The sequence below is a fragment of the Nonomuraea sp. NPDC005501 genome (genome assembly GCF_040605905.1).
Lineage (GTDB): Bacteria > Actinomycetota > Actinomycetes > Streptosporangiales > Streptosporangiaceae > Nonomuraea.
Map to the genome: position 1 here is coordinate 1 of NZ_JBEXDT010000029.1, position 19,122 is coordinate 19,122.

Here is a 19,122-nt window from a genome sequence, read left to right on the forward strand (position 1 = left end):
CCACGGCGGGCGCTTGCTCACCGACCCCGAGGAGATGCTGGCCCGTTGCATGCCGCTGCTCGCCGACCCCGACCGGATGCGGGACATCGGCCACGTGGCGCTCGACGTGCTGCGAGCAGAACCGCGGACCGACCCCGACCGGATCGCCGCCATCGGCTACGGCACCGGGGGCGCCATCGGGCTGGAACTCGGGCGCGACGGCGTCAACCTGCGCGCGATCGGGACAGTCAACGCACTGACCACGGGCCGACCGGGCGAGGCGGCGCACATCCGCTGCCCGGTGTGGGCCGGGGTCGGCTCGGAAGACCCGATCATGCCGGCCGCGCAACGGGACGCGTTCACCGCCGAGATGCAGGCCGCGGGCGTCGACGGCACCAAGGACGACGTATACGCCGTTTGATGCACGCCGCGCTGGAGCCGCACAGGCCCCGCAGGCGTGCCGACGCAGGATGCGGGGCGGGGTGTCGTTGAACCAGCGGGTGGTCATCGTGGCTTGGCCCGGAACGCCCGGCGGTAGGCGCCGGGCGTCGTGCCCAGGGTGTTGAGGAAGCGCCTGCGCAGGTTGGTGGCCGAGGAGAGGCCCACGCGGTGGGCGATGGCGTCCAACGGGAGGTCGGAGGACTCCAGCAGGTCCTGGGCCGCGGCGATCCGCCGGCCGAGCAGCCAATGCCCCGGGCTCGTGCCGAGCTGGTCGGTGAACCGCCGGGTGAGGGTACGTGTTGAGACGCCCTCGTGCGCGGCCATGCTCTCGATGGTCACCGGTTCGCCGAGTCTCTCGGTGATCCACTCCAGCAGCGGCGCGAGCGTGCCGTCGATCTGTGCGGGGTGCGGCGGCGCCGAGTACTGCAACTGCCCGCCTTCGCGATGGGGCGGCATGACCATGGTCCGTGCGATGTGCGCGGCATACCCGGCGCCCTGGTCGCCGCGGACCAGGTGCATGCACAGGTCGATGCCGGCCCCGGCGCCGGCGCTGGTGGCCACGTCGCCGTGGTCCACGTACAGCACGTCCGGATCGACCCGGATGTGCGGGAAGCGCCCGGCGAGCTGGTCCGCCAGCGCCCAGTGGGTGGTCGCCTCTCGTCCGTCCAGCAGACCGGCGTGCGCCAGCGCGAAGGCGCCGGAGCAGATGCTCACCACCCGCGCTCCACGAGAGTGCGCGCGGCGCAGCGCCCGGACGACCGAGGGCGAGGGTGGTTGCTGTGCGGGCAGCCAGCCAGGGACGATCACGGTGTCGGCCCGGTCGAGCGCGTCCAGCCCGCCGGTCACGAGCATGTCGTACCCGGCGTACGTCGCGACCGGGCCGGGACTCTCGGTGCACACGCTGAAGGCGTACCGCGTCGGGAGTCCCGCCCGCTCCACCCCGAACACCTGGGCCGCGCAGGCGAGCTCGAAGGTCGACTGCGGTGGGCGGACGAGCGCCACCACTCGATGCATGGCCGAAAAGTACCTCACGATGTCTTTCCAGACACTCGGCGGGACGACGGTCGGCCGCCAAGCTGGCCCCATGACGACAGAACACAACACGTCCGGCTATGTGTGGTCCGCCGTCCAGGACGCCCCGGTCCGCGAGGTGTTCCCGGGCATCCGTCTGCGTCCGCTGTGGAACGGGGACAACGGCGCGAAGGCGTACGTGCTGGAGATGGACGCGAACACCCGCTGGCAGGGAGTCGACGTCCACGAACCGGGTCCCGAGGAGGTCTTCGTGATCTCCGGCGTCTTCAACGACGGAGACCGGGACTACCCGGCCGGCTCCTTCATCCACGCCCCCGCAGGTTCCTCGCACGTCCCGCAGACGACCACGGGATGCACGCTGTTCCTCTTCTATCCGGAAGGTTAGACCTGGCCAATGCAGGCGTCTCACCGCGCATCCGGCGCGCCTACCGCGGAAACTGATCGCCGTCGCCGAGGTCGGTCGAAGCTTCGATGAGTCAAGCCGGCTACACCCATGGTGACATCGTGCTCCACAAGGGAGGGGCTGAGTTCATCGATCGTCTGGAGCCACTGTGGCTGGCGCTGCACGAGCACCACCGGTCCGTTCAACCGGGATTCGCGTACTTCTCGGACGAGCGTTCCTGGGAGCTGCGCCGTTCCTGTTATCGGCGTTGGATCCTGGAGGAGGACTCGTTCATCCTGCTGGCCGAACGTCACAGCCGGGCGGTCGCTTACGCCTTCGTGGAGATCCAGTCCGGGCCCGACGACACCTGGGTGACGGGTAGCCGTATGGCGGAGCTTCAGACGCTCTCCGTTGCTCCGGCCGAGCGAGGCAACGGCATCGGCACGCTGCTGTTGGACCAAGTGGACGATGAGCTGAAAAGGCTCGGCATCGGCGATCTGCTCATCGGGACTCTGGCAGCCAACGCCGGTGCCCAGCGCCTCTACGAGCGCAGGGGGCTGCGCCCGGTCCTCGTGCAGTACGCCCGCTTCTCCGCCGACACGGAGAAACACTAGGCTCTCTGGAAGGTTTCGCCTGTGACGCGCCCGCCCCGTAGCCCTTCGGGCGCGGGAGGCGGCTTCCACTGCGTTGAGGGGGTCGCCCGAGTGTGCCCAGTGCGAGGACGACCCTCCGCCGGCGATCGTACGCACCAGACGCCGCGGACCCTGGCCCCGCGGGCAGACAGCGCTGCTGCCTTCACACGCGCCCCAGGACCAGCCGCCCAGTCGACACGCCTACCAGCAGACGGGATCGCGACGTGGAACTGCCTCCGTTCTTGATCGAGCGCATGTTCGCCGAGCATGAGTTCACGTGCCGGGTGAACCTGACCGGATCAGACACCGAAGGACTGTCGCTGGATGCGCTGTGGGAGGTCGCCCCCGAGGACACGCGTCGGTGGTACGAGTCCCTGACGCTGGGCTACACCGAATCCCCGGGCCACCCGTTGCTGAGGGAGCTGGCCGCCCGGTCCTCCGGTCTCCCGTCGGGGTCGGCGGTGCAGGTCTTCGCCGGCGCCACCGAGGCGGTGTTCGTCCTCCTCAACGTCATCCTCAGCCCCGACGACCACGTGGTGGTCATCGGCCCCACTTACCAGCTGCTGATCGACGTACCACGCGCGATCGGGGCGGAGGTGACCGAGATCCGCCTCCGGCGGGAGGACGGTTGGCGCCTGGACGTGGACGAGATCAGGCGCGCCCTGCGGCCGGACACCCGGCTGATCGTGGCGAACTTTCCCCACAACCCCACGGGAGCATTGCCGGAAGCGCCGGTCTTCGAGGAGCTTCTGGGCCTGGTGGACGGCACCGAGACCCTCCTGCTGAGCGACGAGATCTACCGAGGCATCGAACTGGAGCCGCGGCGCCGGCTCCCGTCCGCGGCGGCGCTGACGCCCAACGCGATCTCGGTCACGGGGGTGTCCAAGGTGCTGGGCATGGCCGGGGTCCGGATCGGCTGGACGGTTACGCAGAACGCAGCGGTGACGGCGCGCCTGCTGGACTACCGCTACTGGACGACGCTGGCCACGAGCGCGCCGAGCGAGATCCTCGCCGTCGCAGGCCTGCAGGCGGCCCCCGCGCTTCTGGATCGCGCCAACAGCCTGGTGCGCGCCAACGCGGCCGCGCTGGCCTCGTTCGTGGAGTCCACGCCTGGGTGGGACTGGGTGCCCCCGGCGGGTGGGACCTGCGCGTATCCGTGGCTGACGGCGACGGAGGCGCGGGCGTTCTCCGAGTGGCTGGTCGACTGTCACGGTGTGCTGCTGGCTCCTGATGTGATGTTCCAGCACGCTGGACAGCACCTGCGGTTCGGCATGGGCAGGGCCCTGTTCCCCGAGGGGATGGCCACGCTCGCCCGAGCCTGGCCGGAGTGGCAGTGCGCAAGCTCCTGTGTCCTTTGACGCACTCCACAAACGCCGGTTTTCGGTGTGCTGCGGCGTTGGGAGGGGACGGGGTTCGGGTGACCTCGACGGCGGCGATCACCCGTCGTAGAGGGTGACCGACACGCCGATGCTGGACGGCAGGTTCCCGTACTGGCCTGTGGCGCTGTACTCGCCGTCCTCGTACGTGGGCCCGTCCGCCGGAAACGAGCCGGAAACCGCGGTGCTGGTCGTCGCGGGCGGCACGCTGCCCTCGGTGTCGCTGGTCGCGGTGCACTCGGTCAGGGTCGCGGCTGCGGAGATGCCCGCCATGGAAGCCAGAATCATCGTGGGGCGCACGGCTCGCCCTCCCATGCCCTCATGCGCTGCCATGTCCGGCGTGACACCGGGAGGACCGCTACAAGGGATTGCGCCGACCATCGCCACCTTCTATCTTGGACTAGTCGTTCCAAGATAGAAGGTGGCGAGATGCCCGACATCAAGCACTTCGATACGGACGTGGTTCTGGACCAGGTGGTGCGCCTGTTCTGGCAGCGCGGGGCCGACACCACCGGCATCGCCGAGATCGTGGAGACGACCGGGCTCAGCCGCTCCAGCCTGTATGCGACCTTCGGCGGCAAAGCGCAGTTGCACGCGGCTGCGCTGGGCCGCTATCTGGAACGGCAGTCACGGCCGGTGTTCGACGCCCTGACCGCCGACACCCGCGGCGTGCCGGCCATCGCCGCGTTCTTCGAACGGCTGGTGGCGGCCCGGTGCTCGGGCGAGCACGCCCGGTGGGGATGTCTGGTCACCAACACTCATGCGACGACCGGCGGTGATCTTCCCGAGATCCGCGAGATTCTGAACCGCCACCACGACGCACTCCAGGCGGCAATGCGGACCGCGCTGGAGACCGCCCGAGCCGACGGCCAGCTCCGCACCGACCTGGACGTGGATGCGGCCGCCGAGGCACTGGCCCTGCAGGCCTACGCGGTCAACCTGCGCTCGCGAGCCGGCGCCGAGGCGGCCGTCCTGCTGGCGGGCGTGCGCGCCGTACTTGATGGTTTCACCACTACCGAGGAGAGATGATGAGCGGTTTCCGCACCTACGACGAGAGCAATGCCCCCGAGGCAGCCCGGCCGATGCTGGAGGCGGCCAAGAAGCGGATGGGGTTCGTGACCACGCTGAACGGCGTGATGGCCGAGTCGCCGGAACTGCTGGCGGGCTACAACGCGCTGGCCGAGCAGTTCGGCAAGTCGTCACTGTCCCTGGCGGCCAAGCAGGTGGTGCTGATCACGGCCAGCGTGGAGAACGGCTGCGAGTACTGCGTGGCCGCGCACTCCACCCTCGCGCTGCGTGCGCGGGTACCGGCCGAGGTCGTCGAGGCCCTGCGAACGTGCAAGCCCGTCGCCGACGAGGCGCTGGAGGCGGTCCGCCGGCTCACCCGCGCGGTGGTGGCCCAGCGTGGCTGGGTGGACGAGGCCGAGATCGAGGCATTCCTGGCCGCCGGCCACACCCGCCGGAACGTGCTGGACATCGTGCTCGGCGTCGGCATGAAGACGCTGTCGAACTACACCAACCACATCGCCCATACCCCGCTCGACCCCGCCTGGCAGGACCAGGAATGGACCCGAGCGCAGGCGGCAGTCTGACAGTTCCCAGGCTGGCCCGGCGACGTCCCGGCGACGCCAGAGCGTCTGAGCTGCTCTAACTGTGTGGGGCTACCAGGACTTGAACCCGGGACCTCTTCCTTTTCGAGGCAACCACGGTAGGAGCGGGACAGTGACCAACTCCTGCTCCGACCTGGAAAACAGTCCACGTTCCGCTGGACTGGCTCATACGTGTATACGGCGAGAACGTCAGTAGCCGCATCCGCCACACGCAGCGGCCGCTCCGTGAAGGTGGCAGCATCACCCAACTCAGCTTCGATGACCCCACCCCTGATCACCTCATCAAGGCCGCCTTGGAAGCGGGCGCCCCCGAAGCCGTCAAGTACTTCAGGGATGTCCTGCACGAGCCCCCGTACCCACCGATCTCCGAGGCGGACCTGCGTGTCCGCGAGCGACGCATCGGCTGCGAATTACCCGAGCTCCTACGACGGGTGTACACGGAGGTGAGCAACGGTGGTTTCGGCCCCTCCTACGACCTTCTAAGCCTTCCGCCCGGCGGACACCGGGAGTACGAGGGCGGCCCTGACGCGCTCGAAATATACGAGAAATACCCGGAGGTGAGCAGTGTGCTCGGGCTCCCGCTCGTGGCCGCTGGATGCTCCATGTACTGGTACATGTCGCTCACTCAGTCAGGTAACCCCGTCTGCCTCTGGGACGCCGACGGGTGAAACTTTCCCGACGAGCAGTCCCCTGGCGATCTGCTCGTCGCTAGCAGAGTGGTTCGACCGCTGGGTCGACGGACGCGACCTGGAAACTTCGTATCCTGAACGCCAGAATCATCGGCGGCATGGTGGCGTCATCAACGGACGCGACCTGGAAATCCCGTATCCCGAAGGTGACCCATGGTTGGCGGGCAAGGAATGGGTGTAAGGGTTGGAACACAATCCGACCGATGGCGGTGATGATCCGCCTCACTGGACAGGGGCGCTCTGAGTGCCTGTTCCAAGACGGGTGATCACGACTTTGGTGATCAGCCCGCGTAGCGGTGGAGCAGTCCAGGGAAGGTCTGGAGGGCTTGAACGTCCGTGTATGGTGCTGCCTTCTCAGCCGGCGGAATGCTGGAAGCCGCGCAGGATGGCGGTGAGTCCCATCTCGAAGTGGTCGTCAAGGGCGGTGGCGTCGGCGGCCTCGGCGAGCAGGTTGTAGTCGGGGGTATCGGGTCGAGGTTTGCGACTGCGCCGTTCTGCGCCGAGCTTGGTCACGGCGATGGCCAGGGCGTGGCCGATGGTGAACTCGCGCAGGCAACGGGCTATGCGCAGGGCGTCCGCCGAGGGGATGCCGTCGGCGTGGAGTTTGGTGACCATCTTGACGCCGGTGTCGATGGAGGCGGGTGAGCGTACCGGACGGGTCGCGAACACCTGCACGGCGTGGGGGTGGCGCAGGAGGATGTCGCGCAACCGCATGCAGTATTCGCGCGCCAACTCCTGCCAGGGGCCGTCCCAGGGCAGGGTGTCGACGCCGATCTCGGTGAACAGCGCCTCGGCGACGCCGTCAAAGAGCGCCTCCTGGTCGTCGTAGTAGCGGTAGACGGCCATCGGGTCGAAGCCGACCGCGGTGCCGAGCTTGCGCATGGAGAACTTGCGCAGGCCGTGGGCGTCGATGAGGGCGAGCGCGACGACGGCGAGGTATTCGCGGGTGAGGGTCGGCCGGGTGGGTGGCTCCGGCAGCCTCCCCGGCGGGCTGGGGTCGGCTGTCATGCTGGGAAGCCCTCCAGGATCGTGGTGAGTGTCTTGGTGAAGTCCTCCGGGTACTGCATGTACGGGAGGTGGCCGCCGGGGAACTCCTGGCAGGGTATGCCAAGACGCTTCGACAGCACGTGCGCGGGAGTGTAGTAGGGCTTGCCGGCGCTGTCGCGGCCGGTGGCCAGGCACCACGGTGCCGTGGTGGCGGCCAGCGCGGCCAGGTCGGGCCGGTAGTCGAAGCAGACCACCGGCAGCTCGCGGCGGAAGGCCAGCTCCGCGTTGCGGAGCTGGCGGGTCATCGCGTCCGGCTCGCGTCGGTTGATCTTCCGCGCCAGGTCGCCGGCGGCGAGCATGAGGTGGGTGCCGGCGGCGATGACGGCCTGGCCGGTGGGTGACAGGAAGAGTCGTGGCGGGTCCGGCAGCGTCATCGCGCCGAAGGCCGCGTAGGCCCGCATCAGGTGCCCTTCCCGGCCGAGGCGGCCGATGTGTTCGATCTCCCGCCGCTCGGGAGCGTCCGCCGGGAGGAGCTGGACCAGCGGTGGCTCGTGCACGACCGCGCCGAGCAGGCGGTCGGGATGCCTGACGACCATCTCCAGGGCGATGGCCGCGCCGCCGCTGTTGCCGAAGAGGTAGGAGCGCTGCAGGCCGTAGTGGTCGAGGATGGCGGCGGCGTCATCGGCCTGGCGGGGAATCGCGATCGAGGCCTCCGGGTCGGTGAACGGGCTGCGCGAGTTGCCGCGCCGATCGTAGGTGATCACGGTGAACGTCCGTGCCAGTAGCGGGACCACGTCCGCGTACATGGCGGCGTCGCCTCCGCCACCGGAGATCAGCAGCAGTGCAGGCCCGTCACCGGCACGTTCGACGTGCAGCCGCGCGCCGGGCACCTGAACCGAGTCGATCAACATGGCTCTCCCTTGCCGACGTCGCAGAACACCTGTCTACATCGTAGCGTACGTCTACATTGCAGACAGATTTCGAACGGAGCCATGGGATTGCGGGAATTCTCGTATTCGTGGGCCTGGTCGCGAGCCTGTACGTCATCGACCCAGGCAGGGAGCCGATCAGCATCACTGTCAGCGAGTACGTGCTGGGGCCTCACGGCTGGTTGCTCAGCTTTGCCGCGCTGGCGTTCGGGCCAGGAGTGCTCGCCCTCACCGCCGCGATCGCCGCAACCTTGCCGTCGCCCCGACCACGCGCAGGCCTCACCTTGCTGACAACGGCCGGACTCGGCATGGTGGTGGTCGGGGCGTTCCCGACCGATCCCATCGACCCGACCGGTCCCCGGTTCGTGACCACCTCGGGGGTGATCCATGCGGCGGCCGGCATCCTGGCGTTCACCTGTTGCGCCCTCGCCGGGCCGCTGCTCACCCGCCCGATCCTCAAGGCCACGAGCACCACGAGACTGAGCGGACTTGCCTTCCTTCCGCCGGCGGGCTATGCGATCTTCTGGGTCACCGGCCTCCTCGACAACCAGCTCGGCGGCCTGTTCGGCAACCGCTCAGCCACCGGGCTCGGAGAGCGCCTCATGGCGGTGACGTTCATCATCTGGCTGATCAAGGCCGCGCTCGGCATCAGACGTGCCATGCGTCAGGACTGATCGGAGATTGGCGAACGGCAGAGGTGCCGAGTGCCGAAGTAGTGCTTCACCCTCATCGTTTCACTCAGCACGAAGTAGCCGTCATCTATACCGTAGCTGCGGCAGTCGCACATCCTCGACTCGACGTAGGGCTGAGGGTTTCGGTGTCGGCCTGCGACAATCGACGGCATGGGCCGGCGCGCGGCGGCTCGAACATGCGCGAACTGCGGTCTCCCACTGCCGGAGGACTCGCGGTCGGTTCATGTCAGCGGCAGGCGATGCACGGCCGGGCCCGCGGCCCGCCCTGCGGCCACGGCCAGCGCCATTGCTTGCAGCGTGCTCCCACCTGACAACGAAGAACAGCACACGGATTAAAAGTGGCTCGCTCTTTCTGCGGGTGACGACTTGTTGACCTGTGGCCGATATGGTCGCCCCCTCGTGGCGGAGGAAGAGCATTCCGTGCATGTTCCGGATCTTGGAAGCGGATGGCCTACTGCTTGTGGCCGGCTGGGTGGACTTGGCAGGTGCAGGTCTGCGAGCGTGAAGTCGTGTGGGCTAGGCAATTGTGGTGGGACGGCGTTCGAAGGTTCAGCCGAGGGCCCTGTACTCAGTTGACGGCTGGGCCAGCTCAGGGTGATCCACGTAGTAGCGATCGCCATAGACGCTCAGCATTGCCCAGTGCCACGCCTCGTCGTGGAAGATCAATCCGCGGAATGGCGTGCCACTAGCCTCGTAGGGGTAGCACTCCAGCGCAGCTTCCTCGGCTTCGGCCGTAGTGAGGCCCCCGTAGCGCTGCATCACCCACGCGAAGGCTCGGCGCTCATCTCGCAGGTATGCAACATACTCATCTTCGTCCCAAACCGCCTCATCCTCGCGCTCGGTCATGCCTGGCACTATAGGACGGGCCCGGCACGGTCAGCCTGGCCGGACGTGTCGTGCTGGCTGCCGAGATCATCAACGGCCGCCGGGTCACTGTCCGGATCGAGGAACACACCCTGATGTTCCTCGATCCCGGCACGCGGGAGTTGCTGCGCACCCGTCCCAATCCGATCGGCTGGGACCGGGTGCGGCACCTTCGAGACGCACAGCCGGCCGGTCCGCCGCCCCGGCCCTCGATCGAGCCGATCACCGTGCAGCGGGTCGCCAGCAACAGCGGCGTCATCATGGTCGCCGGGCAGAAGGTCGCCCTCGGCCGGATCCACGCCTGCGCGATCGTCACCGTGCGTGCACGTCAGCGACACCACTCTGACCATCGAACTGCCCGACGACAACCGCGTGGTCCGCCGCACCACCACCCAGCCCGTCCGCAACATCAAAGCGGCCCGGCCCCGCAAGGCCGGTCATGTCTCCTAGGGTGCCCGTCAAGCATGTGGTGGGACAGTTGTGTCAATCATGTCGTGGGACTAGACATCGCGCGATGCTAAGCCGTCTCCCCGGGCCATGCGGGAAGAGATCGTCTTTCGAAGCGGGGCGGACAGAAGATCCTCAAGGACGAGGCGGGGGAGAGCTGGGTGGACACGGGGCACGTGTTCACGACCAAGTCCGGCCGGCCCATCGAGCCGCGAAACCTGGCCCGGTCCTTCGCCCGGATCGTGCAGAAGAACGAGCTACGGCCGATCCGTGTTCACGATCTCCGGCACACGGCGGCGTCGCTACTCAAGAAGCCGGGGGTTTCACCGCGTGACGCGATGGAGATCCTTGGCCACAGCCGCATCTCGGTCACGATGGAGATCTACACTCACGGCGACGGCGAGAGCCGGGAGAACGCGATCAAGAGGGTCAACGAGCTGTTCGAGTGAGCCGTTGCAGTACCGGTTGCAGTAAAAAGGCCCCGGAGCTTGATCGCTTCGGGGCTTTCTGCTGGTGGGGCTACCAGGACTTGAACCTGGGACCTCTTCCTTATCAGGGAAGCGCTCTAACCGACTGAGCTATAGCCCCGCGCACACCGCACCGTATCGCATCGGCCTTACCGACGCGAACCGGTTGCTCGAACGAGGAAAAGCTTACCGTGTCCGCGCCCGTGCTCGCGCCGCACCCGTTGACCCGGGGCGGCGCGAGCGGCGCGGCCTACTCGGCCTCGCTGAAGGTCACCTCGACGCCGCCCACCAGGTCGGAGGCGACGTTGTAGATGACGGACCCCAGCGTGGCGAGGGCGGTGATGAGCACGACGTTGACCGCTCCGATCAGGGCGGTGTAGCCCAGGATGCGGACCGGCTCGAACCATGAGGCGATGTCGATGGGCAGCGCCGTCTGGCCCTGCTCGCCCTGGCCGAGCTGGTTGACCAGGTCGACGATCGAGTCGAAGACGCCCAGCGCGGACAGCACGCCGTACAGCACGGCGACTGCCACGAACAGCACCACGAAGCAGACGAGCGAGACCACGAAGCTGAACTTCATGGCCGACCACGGCTCGATGCGGCGCAGCACCAGGTGGGCCTTGCGGGGGAGCCGGGCTCCCGACGAGGAGGACTTCTTCTTCGACGACGACAGCTCCAGCTGCGGCGGCGCCTCCGACGTCAGTGACGGCCGGATGCCCGACGACGCCCCCCTGCCGTCATGCTGGTCCGCGGGCGTGGGCTTGGGGCCGGTCGGTGCCGGCTTGGCCCCCGCGGGCGGGGCCGAGGAGGACGGCGGCGCGGTCGGCATCGGGTGCACGGCCGTCGCGTTGTCCTCCTCAGGCTTGTCGAAGGTCTCGGATTCGGCGGACTTCTTCGGCTTCTGCCCGTTGTCCCGAGCCGCCTTCGTCCTCGCGCTGGGGCTACCACCCTGGGCGCTCATGACTTACTCTCCTCCCCCGTCTTCCTCGATGTCCACCGCAGCCTCCATAGACTCGGCGTTGCGGGCGAGGGCAACCACACTGTCGCCTTCGGCGAGGTTCATCAAACGCACTCCCATGGTCTGGCGGCCGGACTGCTTGATCTCGCCGGCACTCGTCCGGATCACCCCACCGGCGGACGTGATCGCGAAGACCTCGTCCTCTGGGTTGACCATGACGGCTCCGACCAGCTTGCCACGGGAGCTTACGATTTTCGCAGTCAGCACACCTCTACCGCCACGACCTTGAACCGGATACTGCTCAACTGGGGTCCGCTTGGCGTACCCAGCCTTGGTCGCGATAAGCACGTGCTGGCCGTCGGCCATGCGATTCATGGCGAGCAACTCGTCGCCATCGAGGAACCGCATGCCGATGACGCCGCTGGTCGCGCGGCCCATCGGGCGCAGCGCGTCGTCGGAGGCGGTGAAGCGGATCGCCTGCGCGCCCTTGGAGACGAGCAGCAGGTCGTCCTCCTCGGAGACCAGCCGGGCGCCGATGACCTCGTCGTCCTCACGCAGGTTGATGGCGATGAGGCCACCGGACCTGGGGGAGTCGTACTCGGACAGGCGGGTCTTCTTGACCAGGCCGCTGCGGGTGGCGAGCACGAGGTACGGGGCGACGTCGTAGTCACGCAGGTCGAGGACCTCCATGACGGTCTCGTCGGGCTGCATGGCCAGCAGGTTGGCCAGGTGCATGCCCCGCGCGTCACGTCCGGAGTCGGGCAGTTCGTACGCCTTGACCCGGTAGACGCGGCCCTTGTTGGTGAAGAACAGCAGCCAGTGGTGGGTCGTGGTGACGAAGAAGTGGTCGACGATGTCGTCCTGCCGCAGCTGTGCCCCGCGCACGCCCTTGCCGCCGCGCTTCTGCGCGCGGTAGAGGTCGGTGCGGGTGCGCTTGGCGTAGCCGCCGCGGGTGATGGTGACGACGATGTCCTCTTCGGCGATCAGGTCCTCGATGGACATGTCGCCGTCGTAGGCGGTGATCTCGGTACGCCGGTCCTCGCCGAAGCGGGCCACTACCTCGCTGAGCTCGTCGCCGACGATCTGCCGCTGCCGCGACTCGGAGCCCAGGATGTCCTGGTAGTCGGCGATCTGCGCCATGAGGTGGTCGAACTCGTCCTGGATCGCCTGGCGCTCCAGTGCGGCGAGCTTGCGCAGCTGCATGTCGAGGATGGCCTGCGCCTGGATCTCGTCGATGTCCAGCATGCCCATGAGGCCCTGCTGGGCGGCGGCGGCCGACTCGGACGCGCGGATCAGGGCGATCACGTCGTCGAGCCGCTCCAGGGCCTTGAGCAGCGCCCGCAGGATGTGGGCGCGCTCCTCGGCCTTGCGCAGCAGGAAGCGGGTACGCCGGACGACGACCTCGACCTGGTGCAGCACGTAGTACGAGATGAACTGGTCGAGCCGCAGCGTGCGCGGCACCCCGTCGACCAGGGCCAGCATGTTGGCGCCGAAGGTGTCCTGGAGCTGGGTGTGCTTGTACAGGTTGTTGAGCACGACCTTGGCGACGGCGTCGCGCTTGAGCACAATGACCAGACGCTGGCCGGCCCGCGACGACGACTCGTCGCGCACGTCGGCGATGCCGGTGACCTTGCCCTGCTTCACCAGCTCGGCGATCTTCAGGGCGAGGTTGTCCGGGTTGACCTGGTAGGGGAGCTCGGTGACGACGAGGGCGTGCCGGCCCTTGTTGTCCTCCTCGACCTCCACCACGGCCCGCATGGTGATCGAGCCACGGCCGGTGCGGTAGGCGTCCTCGATGCCCCGGCGGCCGACGATCAGCGCGCTGGTCGGGAAGTCGGGGCCCTTGACGCGCGCCATGGCGGCTTCGAGCAGCTCCTCCTCGGACGCCTCCGGGTTCTCCAGCGCCCACTTGACGGCCTCGGCCACCTCGCGCAGGTTGTGCGGCGGGATGTTGGTGGCCATGCCGACCGCGATGCCGCCCGAGCCGTTGACCAGCAGGTTGGGGAAGCGCGCCGGCAGGACGACGGGCTCCTGGGAGCGGCCGTCGTAGTTGGGCTGGAAATCGACGGTTTCCTTGTCGATGTCGCGCAGCATCTCCATGGCGATGGGCGCGAGCTTGCACTCGGTGTAGCGCATCGCCGCGGGCGCGTCGTTGCCCGGGGAGCCGAAGTTGCCCTGGCCGTCGACCAGCGGGTGACGCAGCGACCAGGGCTGCGCCAGCCGCACGAGCGCGTCGTAGATCGAGGTGTCGCCGTGCGGGTGGTACGAACCCATGACGTCACCGACGACGCGCGAGCACTTGAAGTACCCGCGGTCGGGGCGGTAGCCGCCGTCGTACATCGCGTACAGCACTCGCCTGTGCACCGGCTTCAGGCCGTCACGCACATCGGGCAGCGCACGCGAGACGATGACCGACATCGCGTAGTCCATGTAGCTGCGCTGCATCTCGGTCTGGATGTCGACCGGCTCGATGCGATCGGGCGACGGTGGAGGCGGAGTGTTCACTTCCGTCACGTGTGAAGATCCTTTTCTGAGGTACGGCTGTCGCTACACGTCCAGGAAACGGACATCTCGCGCATTGCGGATGATGAACGCCCGGCGTGCTTCGACGTCCTCACCCATGAGCACGCTGAACATCTCGTCGGCCTGGGCGGCGTCGTCGAGGGTGGCCTGCAGCAGGATGCGGCTGTCGGGGTTCATGGTGGTCTCCCACAGCTGGTTGGCGTTCATCTCGCCGAGACCCTTGAACCGCTGGACGCCGTCGTGGGCGCGCGGGTCGCGCTTGCCGCGGGCGATGCCCTCCTGGATGATCGCGTCGCGCTCCCGGTCGGAGTAGGCGTAGGACGCGTCCTCACCCTTCCGGTCCCACTTGATCTTGTACAGCGGCGGCTGCGAGAGGTAGACGTGGCCGCCCTCGATCAGCGGCCGCATGAACCGGAACAGCAGCGTCAGCAGCAGCGTGGTGATGTGCTGGCCGTCGACGTCGGCGTCGGCCATCAGGATCAGCTTGCTGTAGCGCAGCTTGCTGATGTCGAACTCGTCGTGGACGCCGGTGCCCAGCGCGGTGATCAGCGACTGGACCTCGACGTTCTGCAGGACCTTGTCGACCCTGGCCTTCTCGACGTTGAGGATCTTGCCGCGGATCGGCAGGATCGCCTGGAAGCGGGAGTCCCGGCCGCCCTTGGCGGAGCCGCCCGCGGAGTTGCCCTCGACGATGAACAGCTCGCACTTGTCGGGGTCGTTCCACTGGCAGTCGGCGAGCTTGCCGGGCAGGCCGCTGCCCGACTCCAGCAGCGACTTGCGCCGGGTCAGGTCGCGCGCCTGGCGGGCCGCGAGGCGCGCCCTGGCGGCCTGCAGCGACTTGTTGATGATGTCCTTGGCCTCGCCGGGGTTGCGCTCGAACCACGCGCGCAGATGGTCGTTGCAGGCCTTCTGCACGAACGACTTGGCCTCGGTGTTGCCCAGCTTGGTCTTGGTCTGGCCCTCGAACTGGGGGTCGGCCAGCTTGATCGACACAATCGCGGTCAGGCCCTCACGGACGTCCTCACCGGAGAGGTTGTCGTCCTTGCCCTCCTTGAGGTACTTCTGCTCGCGCGCGTAGCGGTTGACGATGGACGTCAGCGCCGCGCGGAAGCCCTCCTCGTGGGTGCCGCCCTCGGCCGTGTTGATGACGTTGGCGAAGGAGTAGACCGACTCCGAGTAGGAGTTGTTCCACTGCATGGCGATCTCGACCGAGATGCCGTCGCCCTGCTCCTCGAAGTCGATGACCGACGCGTGCGCCGGCTCCTTCTTGGAGTTGAGGTGGGTGACGAAGTCGGACAGGCCGCCGTCGTAGCGGTACTCGACCTTGACGGACTCGCCGTTGACGTGGTCGGGCCGCTCGTCGGCCAGCGTGATCGTCAGACCCTTGTTGAGGAACGCCATCTCCTGGAACCGGCGCGAGAGCATCTCGAAGTTCCACGTGGTGGTCTCGAAGATCTCGGGGTCGGCCCAGAAAGTGACCTCGGTGCCGGTCTCGTCGGTCTCCTCGTCAATGGACAGAGGGGCGACGGGCTTGGCGTTGACGAGATTCAGGCGGTGAACGCGCCCGTTCTGCTTGACCACGACGTTCATGGCTGTGGACAGCGCGTTGACCACGGCGGAACCCACGCCGTGCAGACCACCCGAAACGGCGTACGACTTGCCGTCGAACTTGCCGCCCGCGTGGAGCGTGGTGAGCACCACCTCGACCGCGGATCGCTTCTCCACAGGGTGGATGCCCGTGGGGATGCCACGCCCGTTGTCGACCACCCGGACGCCGTTGTCGGCCAGCAGTGTGACGTCGATGCGGTCCGCGTGACCGGCGAGTGCCTCGTCCACCGCGTTGTCCACGATCTCCTGGACAAGGTGGTGCAGACCGCGCTCACCGGTCGATCCGATATACATACCCGGGCGCTTGCGAACCGCCTCAAGCCCTTCGAGTACGGTGATTGAGCTAGCGTCGTAGGACAAGTCCCAAATCCTCCTGCCGCGGACACGCGGCAGGGAGGCGCTCTCTTACCCAGCTGCCCCTGCCGTGCCCGTCACCGTCGTGAGTGCCCCGTTGCGCTGGTCACCCGGGGGAGTCGACGTCGCATGGCGCGCCGGGGGTGACACGCAAGCGGACGTGTCCGGAATCCGCTTTCATTCTACCGGGTCCGAGCGCCCAAGGTGGCATTGAACGCCCCTGTATTGCCCTGTCGCTCGCTGACCCCCCGCGCAAGCCTTCCCCCCCATGGGCGCGGGGTCATCGCTCCTGCGGGCTTCTGATCGGTTTTCCGCGCCTGTCCGCTCTCCGTTCCCGATCGCGTACGGCTGGTCGCGGGCCGGTCCTCCGCCCCCGCCCGCTCAGCCGTACGTGTCGCCCGGGCCGCGGCTCCCCGTGACCCGCAGGCCGCCCTGACGAGGCCCGTGCTGCGGTCCCTTGACCTTGACCCTCGTCACCGTGCCCTCGCCCAGCTCCTCGTTGAGCCGTCGCAGCAGCGTGCGTGCGAGCAGCCGCACCTGGGTGGCCCACGCCGTGGAGTCGGCCGCGATCAGCACCTCGCCGTCCTCGAACCCCTCCGGCTTGGTGTGGGCGGCCAGGTCGGGACCGACGATGTCGGCCCAGCGCCCGAACACGCCGCCGACGGCCGCCGGCCGCTCCCAGCCGCGCTCGGCCAGCAGGTCCCGGATGGCGCGGCCGAAAAGCTGGGGATCTCCGCCCTCCCGGCGGGGGCCGGCCGCCCTGCGCCGCGGCTCACGGCGGGGGAGCTGGCCGCGCTTGGCCGCGTCGGCCTTGGCCTGGGCCAGCTTCTCCCTCGCCATGGCGGCGCCCCGGGCGGTGGGGTTGTCGTCAACGGACACGGGTCACGCTCCCCTCTGCGACGTCGAAACGGGCGCCGGCCAGCTCGGGCGGCACGTCGTCGGGCACGGCCGCGGTGATCAGCACCTGCTCGGCGGGCGCGACGATCTCGGCCAGGCGGCGTCTGCGCTGGCCGTCGAGCTCGGCGAAGACGTCGTCGAGGATCAGGACCGGGTCGCCGCCGTCGGCGCGCAGCAGATCGTACGCGGCCAGGCGCAGCGCCAGCGCGAACGACCACGACTCGCCGTGGCTGGCGTAGCCGCGGGCGGGCAGGTCGCCGAGGCCGAGGACGAGGTCGTCGCGGTGCGGGCCGACGAGTGTGACGCCGCGCTCCAGCTCGGCCGGGCGGACCTCCAACAGCCGCTCCCGCATCCGCTCCTCAAGGGTTTTCCCCAAGTCTGTGGATAACGTCTGCGCATCGGAAGATCCCCGCTCACCGGCGACTTCGTCCTCCGCGCCGTCCCCGCCTGTGGACAACGTGCTGCGATAGTCGAGGGTCGCGGGGGCGCTCGTGGGGGCGAGCGCGGCGTACGCTCCGGCGACCAGCGGGCGCAGCGACTCGACCAGATCGAGGCGGGCCTGGAGGAGCTCCGCGCCGTGCCGCGCCAGATGGGCGTCCCAGACGTCCAGGGTGGCCGTCACGTCGCCGGCGCCCGCCGCCGCGAACCCGGAGTCGCCCTCGGCCTTACGGGGGCTCCTGGAGCCTCTGCGGGCCTGCGTGGCCGTGCGCAGCAGCGCGCCCCGCTGCTTGAGCACCCGCTCGTAGTCGGCCCGCACCCCGGCGAACCGGGGCGCCCGCGCCACCAGCAGGTCGTCGAGGAAGCGCCGGCGCTCCGACGGGTCGCCCTTGGCCAGCGCCAGGTCCTCCGGCGCGAACAGCACCGTCCGCAGCAGCCCGATGACGTCGCGCGGCCGCGCTGGCGAGCGGTTGAGCCGGGCGCGGTTGGCCCGGCCCGGGTTGATCTCCAGCTCCACCAGCGCCCGCCGGTCGTCCCTGTGGACGGCGCAGCGCACGATCGCCCGGCTCGCCCCCTGCCGCACCAGGGGCGCGTCGGTGGCCACCCGGTGACTGGAGTGCGTCGCGACGTAGCCGAGGGCCTCGACCAGGTTGGTCTTGCCCTGGCCGTTGGGTCCGACGAACGCCGTGACGCCCGGCTCCAGGCCGAGCTCCACGGAGGCGTAGGACCGGAAGTCGGTCAGCGACAGGTGGGCGACATGCACCCCACGAAGGTTAGTGGGCCACGCCGGTCACGTGGGCAACCGGCTTGCCCACCTGTGGAAAACCCGGGGGACGAGCCTCGCGCGGAAGGTCCTACTGCGCCTCGCGCGGCGGGGTGACGTCGGCGCCGGGCGCGTCCGCGCCCTTCTCGGTGGAGCCCTCGGCCGCGGTCACCGCGTGGCCGCCGAACTGGTTGCGCAGCGCCGCGACGACCTTCATCGCGGGGGAGTCGTCCTGCCGCGAGGCGAACCGCGCGTACAGCGCCGCGGTGATCACGGGCAGGGGCACCGCGTGGTCGACGGCGGCCTGGACCGTCCAGCGGCCCTCGCCCGAGTCCTGGGCGTAGCCGCGGAGCTGGTCGAGACGCTCGTCGTCGTCGAGGGCGCGTACGAGCAGGTCCAGCAGCCACGACCGGATGACCGTGCCGGTGCGCCAGCTGCTGAACGAGCCGCGCACGTCCTTGACGACGTCCGACGCCTCCAGCAGCTCCCAGCCCTCGGCGAAGGCCTGCATCATGCCGTACTCGATGCCGTTGTGGACCATCTTCGCGAAGTGGCCCGCGCCGACGTCGCCCGCGTGGACGAAGCCGTCCTCGCCCTCCGGCTTCAGCGTCTCGAACACGGGCATCAGGTGGCCGACGGCGGCCTTGTCGCCGCCGCACATGAGCGCGTAGCCGTTCTCCAGGCCCCAGACGCCGCCGCTGACGCCGCAGTCGACGAAGCCGATGCCCTTCTCGGCCAGCTCCGCCGCGTGCTTCTGGTCGTCGACGTAGTGGGAGTTGCCGCCGTCGACGACGATGTCGCCCTCGCTGAGCAGGCGCCCGAGCTCGTCGATCGTCTGCTGGGTGGGCTTGCCCGCCGGGACCATCACCCAGACCGCGCGCGGCGCCTCCAGCCGTTCGACCAGCTCCTTCAGGCTGCCCACATCGCTGACCTCGCGGTTGTGGTCATATCCGACGACGTCATGGCCACCGCGCCGGAGGCGCTCGGCCATGTTGCCGCCCATCTTGCCGAGCCCGATCATGCCGATCTGCATTTGCTCTACCCCCTTGTCAGG

Annotated in this window: 21 protein-coding genes, 1 tRNA gene and 1 pseudogene; 10 read left to right on the forward strand and 13 right to left on the reverse strand. The window is 68.7% G+C overall.

From position 1 onward, the window contains the following. The coding region (locus ABZS51_RS16585; RefSeq protein ID WP_355441203.1) for a dienelactone hydrolase family protein at positions 1-400 on the forward strand (400 nt) is incomplete at its 5' end. Positions 401-483: 83 nt separating this feature from the next. On the opposite strand, the gene ABZS51_RS16590 is transcribed toward ABZS51_RS16585, so the two are convergent. Next, complete coding sequence (locus tag ABZS51_RS16590) at positions 484-1,434, reverse strand: helix-turn-helix domain-containing protein (RefSeq protein WP_355441206.1); 951 nt, start codon at positions 1,432-1,434, stop codon at positions 484-486. A 70-nt stretch (positions 1,435-1,504) separates the two neighbouring features. On the opposite strand from ABZS51_RS16590, the gene ABZS51_RS16595 reads away from it, so the two are divergent. The 3 genes from ABZS51_RS16595 (at position 1,505) to ABZS51_RS16605 (ending at position 3,824) form a co-directional block, all read left to right on the forward strand. Beyond that, entirely contained in the window at positions 1,505-1,837 is a 333-nt protein-coding gene (locus tag ABZS51_RS16595) for a cupin domain-containing protein (protein WP_355441209.1), read from the forward strand. Between the two features lie 119 nt (positions 1,838-1,956). Beyond that, positions 1,957-2,448, forward strand: coding sequence for a GNAT family N-acetyltransferase (locus ABZS51_RS16600; RefSeq protein ID WP_355441211.1), 492 nt, complete (start codon positions 1,957-1,959; stop codon positions 2,446-2,448). Positions 2,449-2,690: 242 nt separating this feature from the next. Then, positions 2,691-3,824 (forward strand): aminotransferase class I/II-fold pyridoxal phosphate-dependent enzyme, encoded by a 1,134-nt coding sequence (locus ABZS51_RS16605; RefSeq protein ID WP_355441214.1) that lies wholly within the window; start codon positions 2,691-2,693, stop codon positions 3,822-3,824. Positions 3,825-3,902: 78 nt separating this feature from the next. On the opposite strand, the gene ABZS51_RS16610 is transcribed toward ABZS51_RS16605, so the two are convergent. Beyond that, on the reverse strand, positions 3,903-4,115 hold the full coding sequence (locus ABZS51_RS16610) for a hypothetical protein (protein WP_355441217.1): 213 nt from the start codon (positions 4,113-4,115) through the stop codon (positions 3,903-3,905). Between the two features lie 156 nt (positions 4,116-4,271). Between ABZS51_RS16610 and ABZS51_RS16615 the strand changes: the two genes are divergently transcribed. From ABZS51_RS16615 to ABZS51_RS16625, 3 genes are all read left to right on the forward strand, one after another. Further along, the gene (locus ABZS51_RS16615) at positions 4,272-4,871 is read left to right on the forward strand and encodes a TetR/AcrR family transcriptional regulator (RefSeq protein ID WP_355441220.1); all 600 of its coding nucleotides are present in this window, start codon (positions 4,272-4,274) and stop codon (positions 4,869-4,871) included. Then, a complete protein-coding gene (locus ABZS51_RS16620; protein WP_355441223.1) occupies positions 4,871-5,434 on the forward strand; it encodes a carboxymuconolactone decarboxylase family protein in 564 nt (187 codons plus the stop codon). Before ABZS51_RS16615 ends, ABZS51_RS16620 begins: the two co-directional genes overlap by 1 nt. Positions 5,435-5,745: 311 nt before the next feature. After that, positions 5,746-6,120, forward strand: a complete 375-nt coding sequence (locus ABZS51_RS16625) for an SMI1/KNR4 family protein (RefSeq protein WP_355441226.1) — start codon at positions 5,746-5,748, stop codon at positions 6,118-6,120. A gap of 375 nt (positions 6,121-6,495) precedes the next feature. On the opposite strand, the gene ABZS51_RS16630 is transcribed toward ABZS51_RS16625, so the two are convergent. Next, the gene (locus tag ABZS51_RS16630) at positions 6,496-7,149 is read right to left on the reverse strand and encodes a TetR/AcrR family transcriptional regulator (RefSeq protein ID WP_355441229.1); all 654 of its coding nucleotides are present in this window, start codon (positions 7,147-7,149) and stop codon (positions 6,496-6,498) included. After that, positions 7,146-8,039, reverse strand: a complete 894-nt coding sequence (locus ABZS51_RS16635; protein WP_355441232.1) for an alpha/beta hydrolase — start codon at positions 8,037-8,039, stop codon at positions 7,146-7,148. Before ABZS51_RS16635 ends, ABZS51_RS16630 begins: the two co-directional genes overlap by 4 nt. A 56-nt stretch (positions 8,040-8,095) precedes the next feature. Between ABZS51_RS16635 and ABZS51_RS16640 the strand changes: the two genes are divergently transcribed. After that, the gene (locus tag ABZS51_RS16640) at positions 8,096-8,731 is read left to right on the forward strand and encodes a DUF998 domain-containing protein (RefSeq protein WP_355441235.1); all 636 of its coding nucleotides are present in this window, start codon (positions 8,096-8,098) and stop codon (positions 8,729-8,731) included. 567 nt (positions 8,732-9,298) lie between these two features. Here ABZS51_RS16640 and ABZS51_RS16645 read toward each other — a convergent pair. Both ABZS51_RS16645 and ABZS51_RS16650 read right to left on the reverse strand, forming a co-directional pair. Next, a complete protein-coding gene (locus ABZS51_RS16645) occupies positions 9,299-9,595 on the reverse strand; it encodes a hypothetical protein (protein ID WP_355441238.1) in 297 nt (98 codons plus the stop codon). An 8-nt stretch (positions 9,596-9,603) separates the two neighbouring features. Beyond that, entirely contained in the window at positions 9,604-9,912 is a 309-nt protein-coding gene (locus ABZS51_RS16650; RefSeq protein WP_355441241.1) for a hypothetical protein, read from the reverse strand. Positions 9,913-9,934: 22 nt separating this feature from the next. Here ABZS51_RS16650 and ABZS51_RS16655 point away from each other — a divergent pair, with 22 nt between their 5' ends. Further along, a complete protein-coding gene (locus tag ABZS51_RS16655) occupies positions 9,935-10,063 on the forward strand; it encodes a hypothetical protein (protein ID WP_355441243.1) in 129 nt (42 codons plus the stop codon). 158 nt (positions 10,064-10,221) lie between these two features. After that, positions 10,222-10,509 (forward strand): tyrosine-type recombinase/integrase, encoded by a 288-nt coding sequence (locus tag ABZS51_RS16660; protein WP_355441247.1) that lies wholly within the window; start codon positions 10,222-10,224, stop codon positions 10,507-10,509. A 62-nt stretch (positions 10,510-10,571) separates the two neighbouring features. Here the strand turns inward: ABZS51_RS16660 and ABZS51_RS16665 are convergent. From ABZS51_RS16665 to gnd, 7 genes and pseudogenes are all read right to left on the reverse strand, one after another. Continuing rightward, positions 10,572-10,648: transfer RNA gene (locus tag ABZS51_RS16665), tRNA-Ile, on the reverse strand. Positions 10,649-10,777: 129 nt separating this feature from the next. Continuing rightward, entirely contained in the window at positions 10,778-11,488 is a 711-nt protein-coding gene (locus ABZS51_RS16670; protein WP_355441250.1) for a DUF3566 domain-containing protein, read from the reverse strand. Positions 11,489-11,491: 3 nt separating this feature from the next. Continuing rightward, positions 11,492-13,999, reverse strand: coding sequence for a DNA gyrase subunit A (gyrA, locus tag ABZS51_RS16675; RefSeq protein WP_355441253.1), 2,508 nt, complete (start codon positions 13,997-13,999; stop codon positions 11,492-11,494). A gap of 33 nt (positions 14,000-14,032) precedes the next feature. Further along, positions 14,033-15,976 (reverse strand): DNA topoisomerase (ATP-hydrolyzing) subunit B, encoded by a 1,944-nt coding sequence (gene gyrB, locus ABZS51_RS16680; RefSeq protein ID WP_355441256.1) that lies wholly within the window; start codon positions 15,974-15,976, stop codon positions 14,033-14,035. A gap of 375 nt (positions 15,977-16,351) precedes the next feature. After that, a complete protein-coding gene (locus tag ABZS51_RS16685) occupies positions 16,352-16,849 on the reverse strand; it encodes a DciA family protein (RefSeq protein ID WP_355441259.1) in 498 nt (165 codons plus the stop codon). Continuing rightward, the gene (gene recF / locus ABZS51_RS16690; protein WP_355441262.1) at positions 16,839-18,068 is read right to left on the reverse strand and encodes a DNA replication/repair protein RecF; all 1,230 of its coding nucleotides are present in this window, start codon (positions 18,066-18,068) and stop codon (positions 16,839-16,841) included. The genes ABZS51_RS16685 and recF overlap by 11 nt, the downstream gene beginning before the upstream one ends. Positions 18,069-18,159: 91 nt before the next feature. After that, positions 18,160-19,104: pseudogene (gene gnd, locus ABZS51_RS16695) on the reverse strand (phosphogluconate dehydrogenase (NAD(+)-dependent, decarboxylating)); the annotation flags it as partial. Positions 19,105-19,122 lie beyond the last annotated feature (18 nt).

What these genes read in the sequence shown, in the direction of transcription:
- ABZS51_RS16590 (WP_355441206.1), bottom strand. Translation starts at nt 1,434, where the DNA reads ATGCATCGAGTGGTGGCGCTCGTCCGCCCACCGCAGTCGACCTTCGAG.
- ABZS51_RS16595 (WP_355441209.1), top strand. Translation starts at nt 1,505, where the DNA reads ATGACGACAGAACACAACACGTCCGGCTATGTGTGGTCCGCCGTCCAG.
- ABZS51_RS16610 (WP_355441217.1), bottom strand. Translation starts at nt 4,115, where the DNA reads ATGGCGGGCATCTCCGCAGCCGCGACCCTGACCGAGTGCACCGCGACC.
- ABZS51_RS16615 (WP_355441220.1), top strand. Translation starts at nt 4,272, where the DNA reads ATGCCCGACATCAAGCACTTCGATACGGACGTGGTTCTGGACCAGGTG.
- ABZS51_RS16620 (WP_355441223.1), top strand. Translation starts at nt 4,871, where the DNA reads ATGAGCGGTTTCCGCACCTACGACGAGAGCAATGCCCCCGAGGCAGCC.
- ABZS51_RS16630 (WP_355441229.1), bottom strand. Translation starts at nt 7,149, where the DNA reads ATGACAGCCGACCCCAGCCCGCCGGGGAGGCTGCCGGAGCCACCCACC.
- ABZS51_RS16635 (WP_355441232.1), bottom strand. Translation starts at nt 8,039, where the DNA reads ATGTTGATCGACTCGGTTCAGGTGCCCGGCGCGCGGCTGCACGTCGAA.
- ABZS51_RS16645 (WP_355441238.1), bottom strand. Translation starts at nt 9,595, where the DNA reads ATGACCGAGCGCGAGGATGAGGCGGTTTGGGACGAAGATGAGTATGTT.
- ABZS51_RS16670 (WP_355441250.1), bottom strand. Translation starts at nt 11,488, where the DNA reads ATGAGCGCCCAGGGTGGTAGCCCCAGCGCGAGGACGAAGGCGGCTCGG.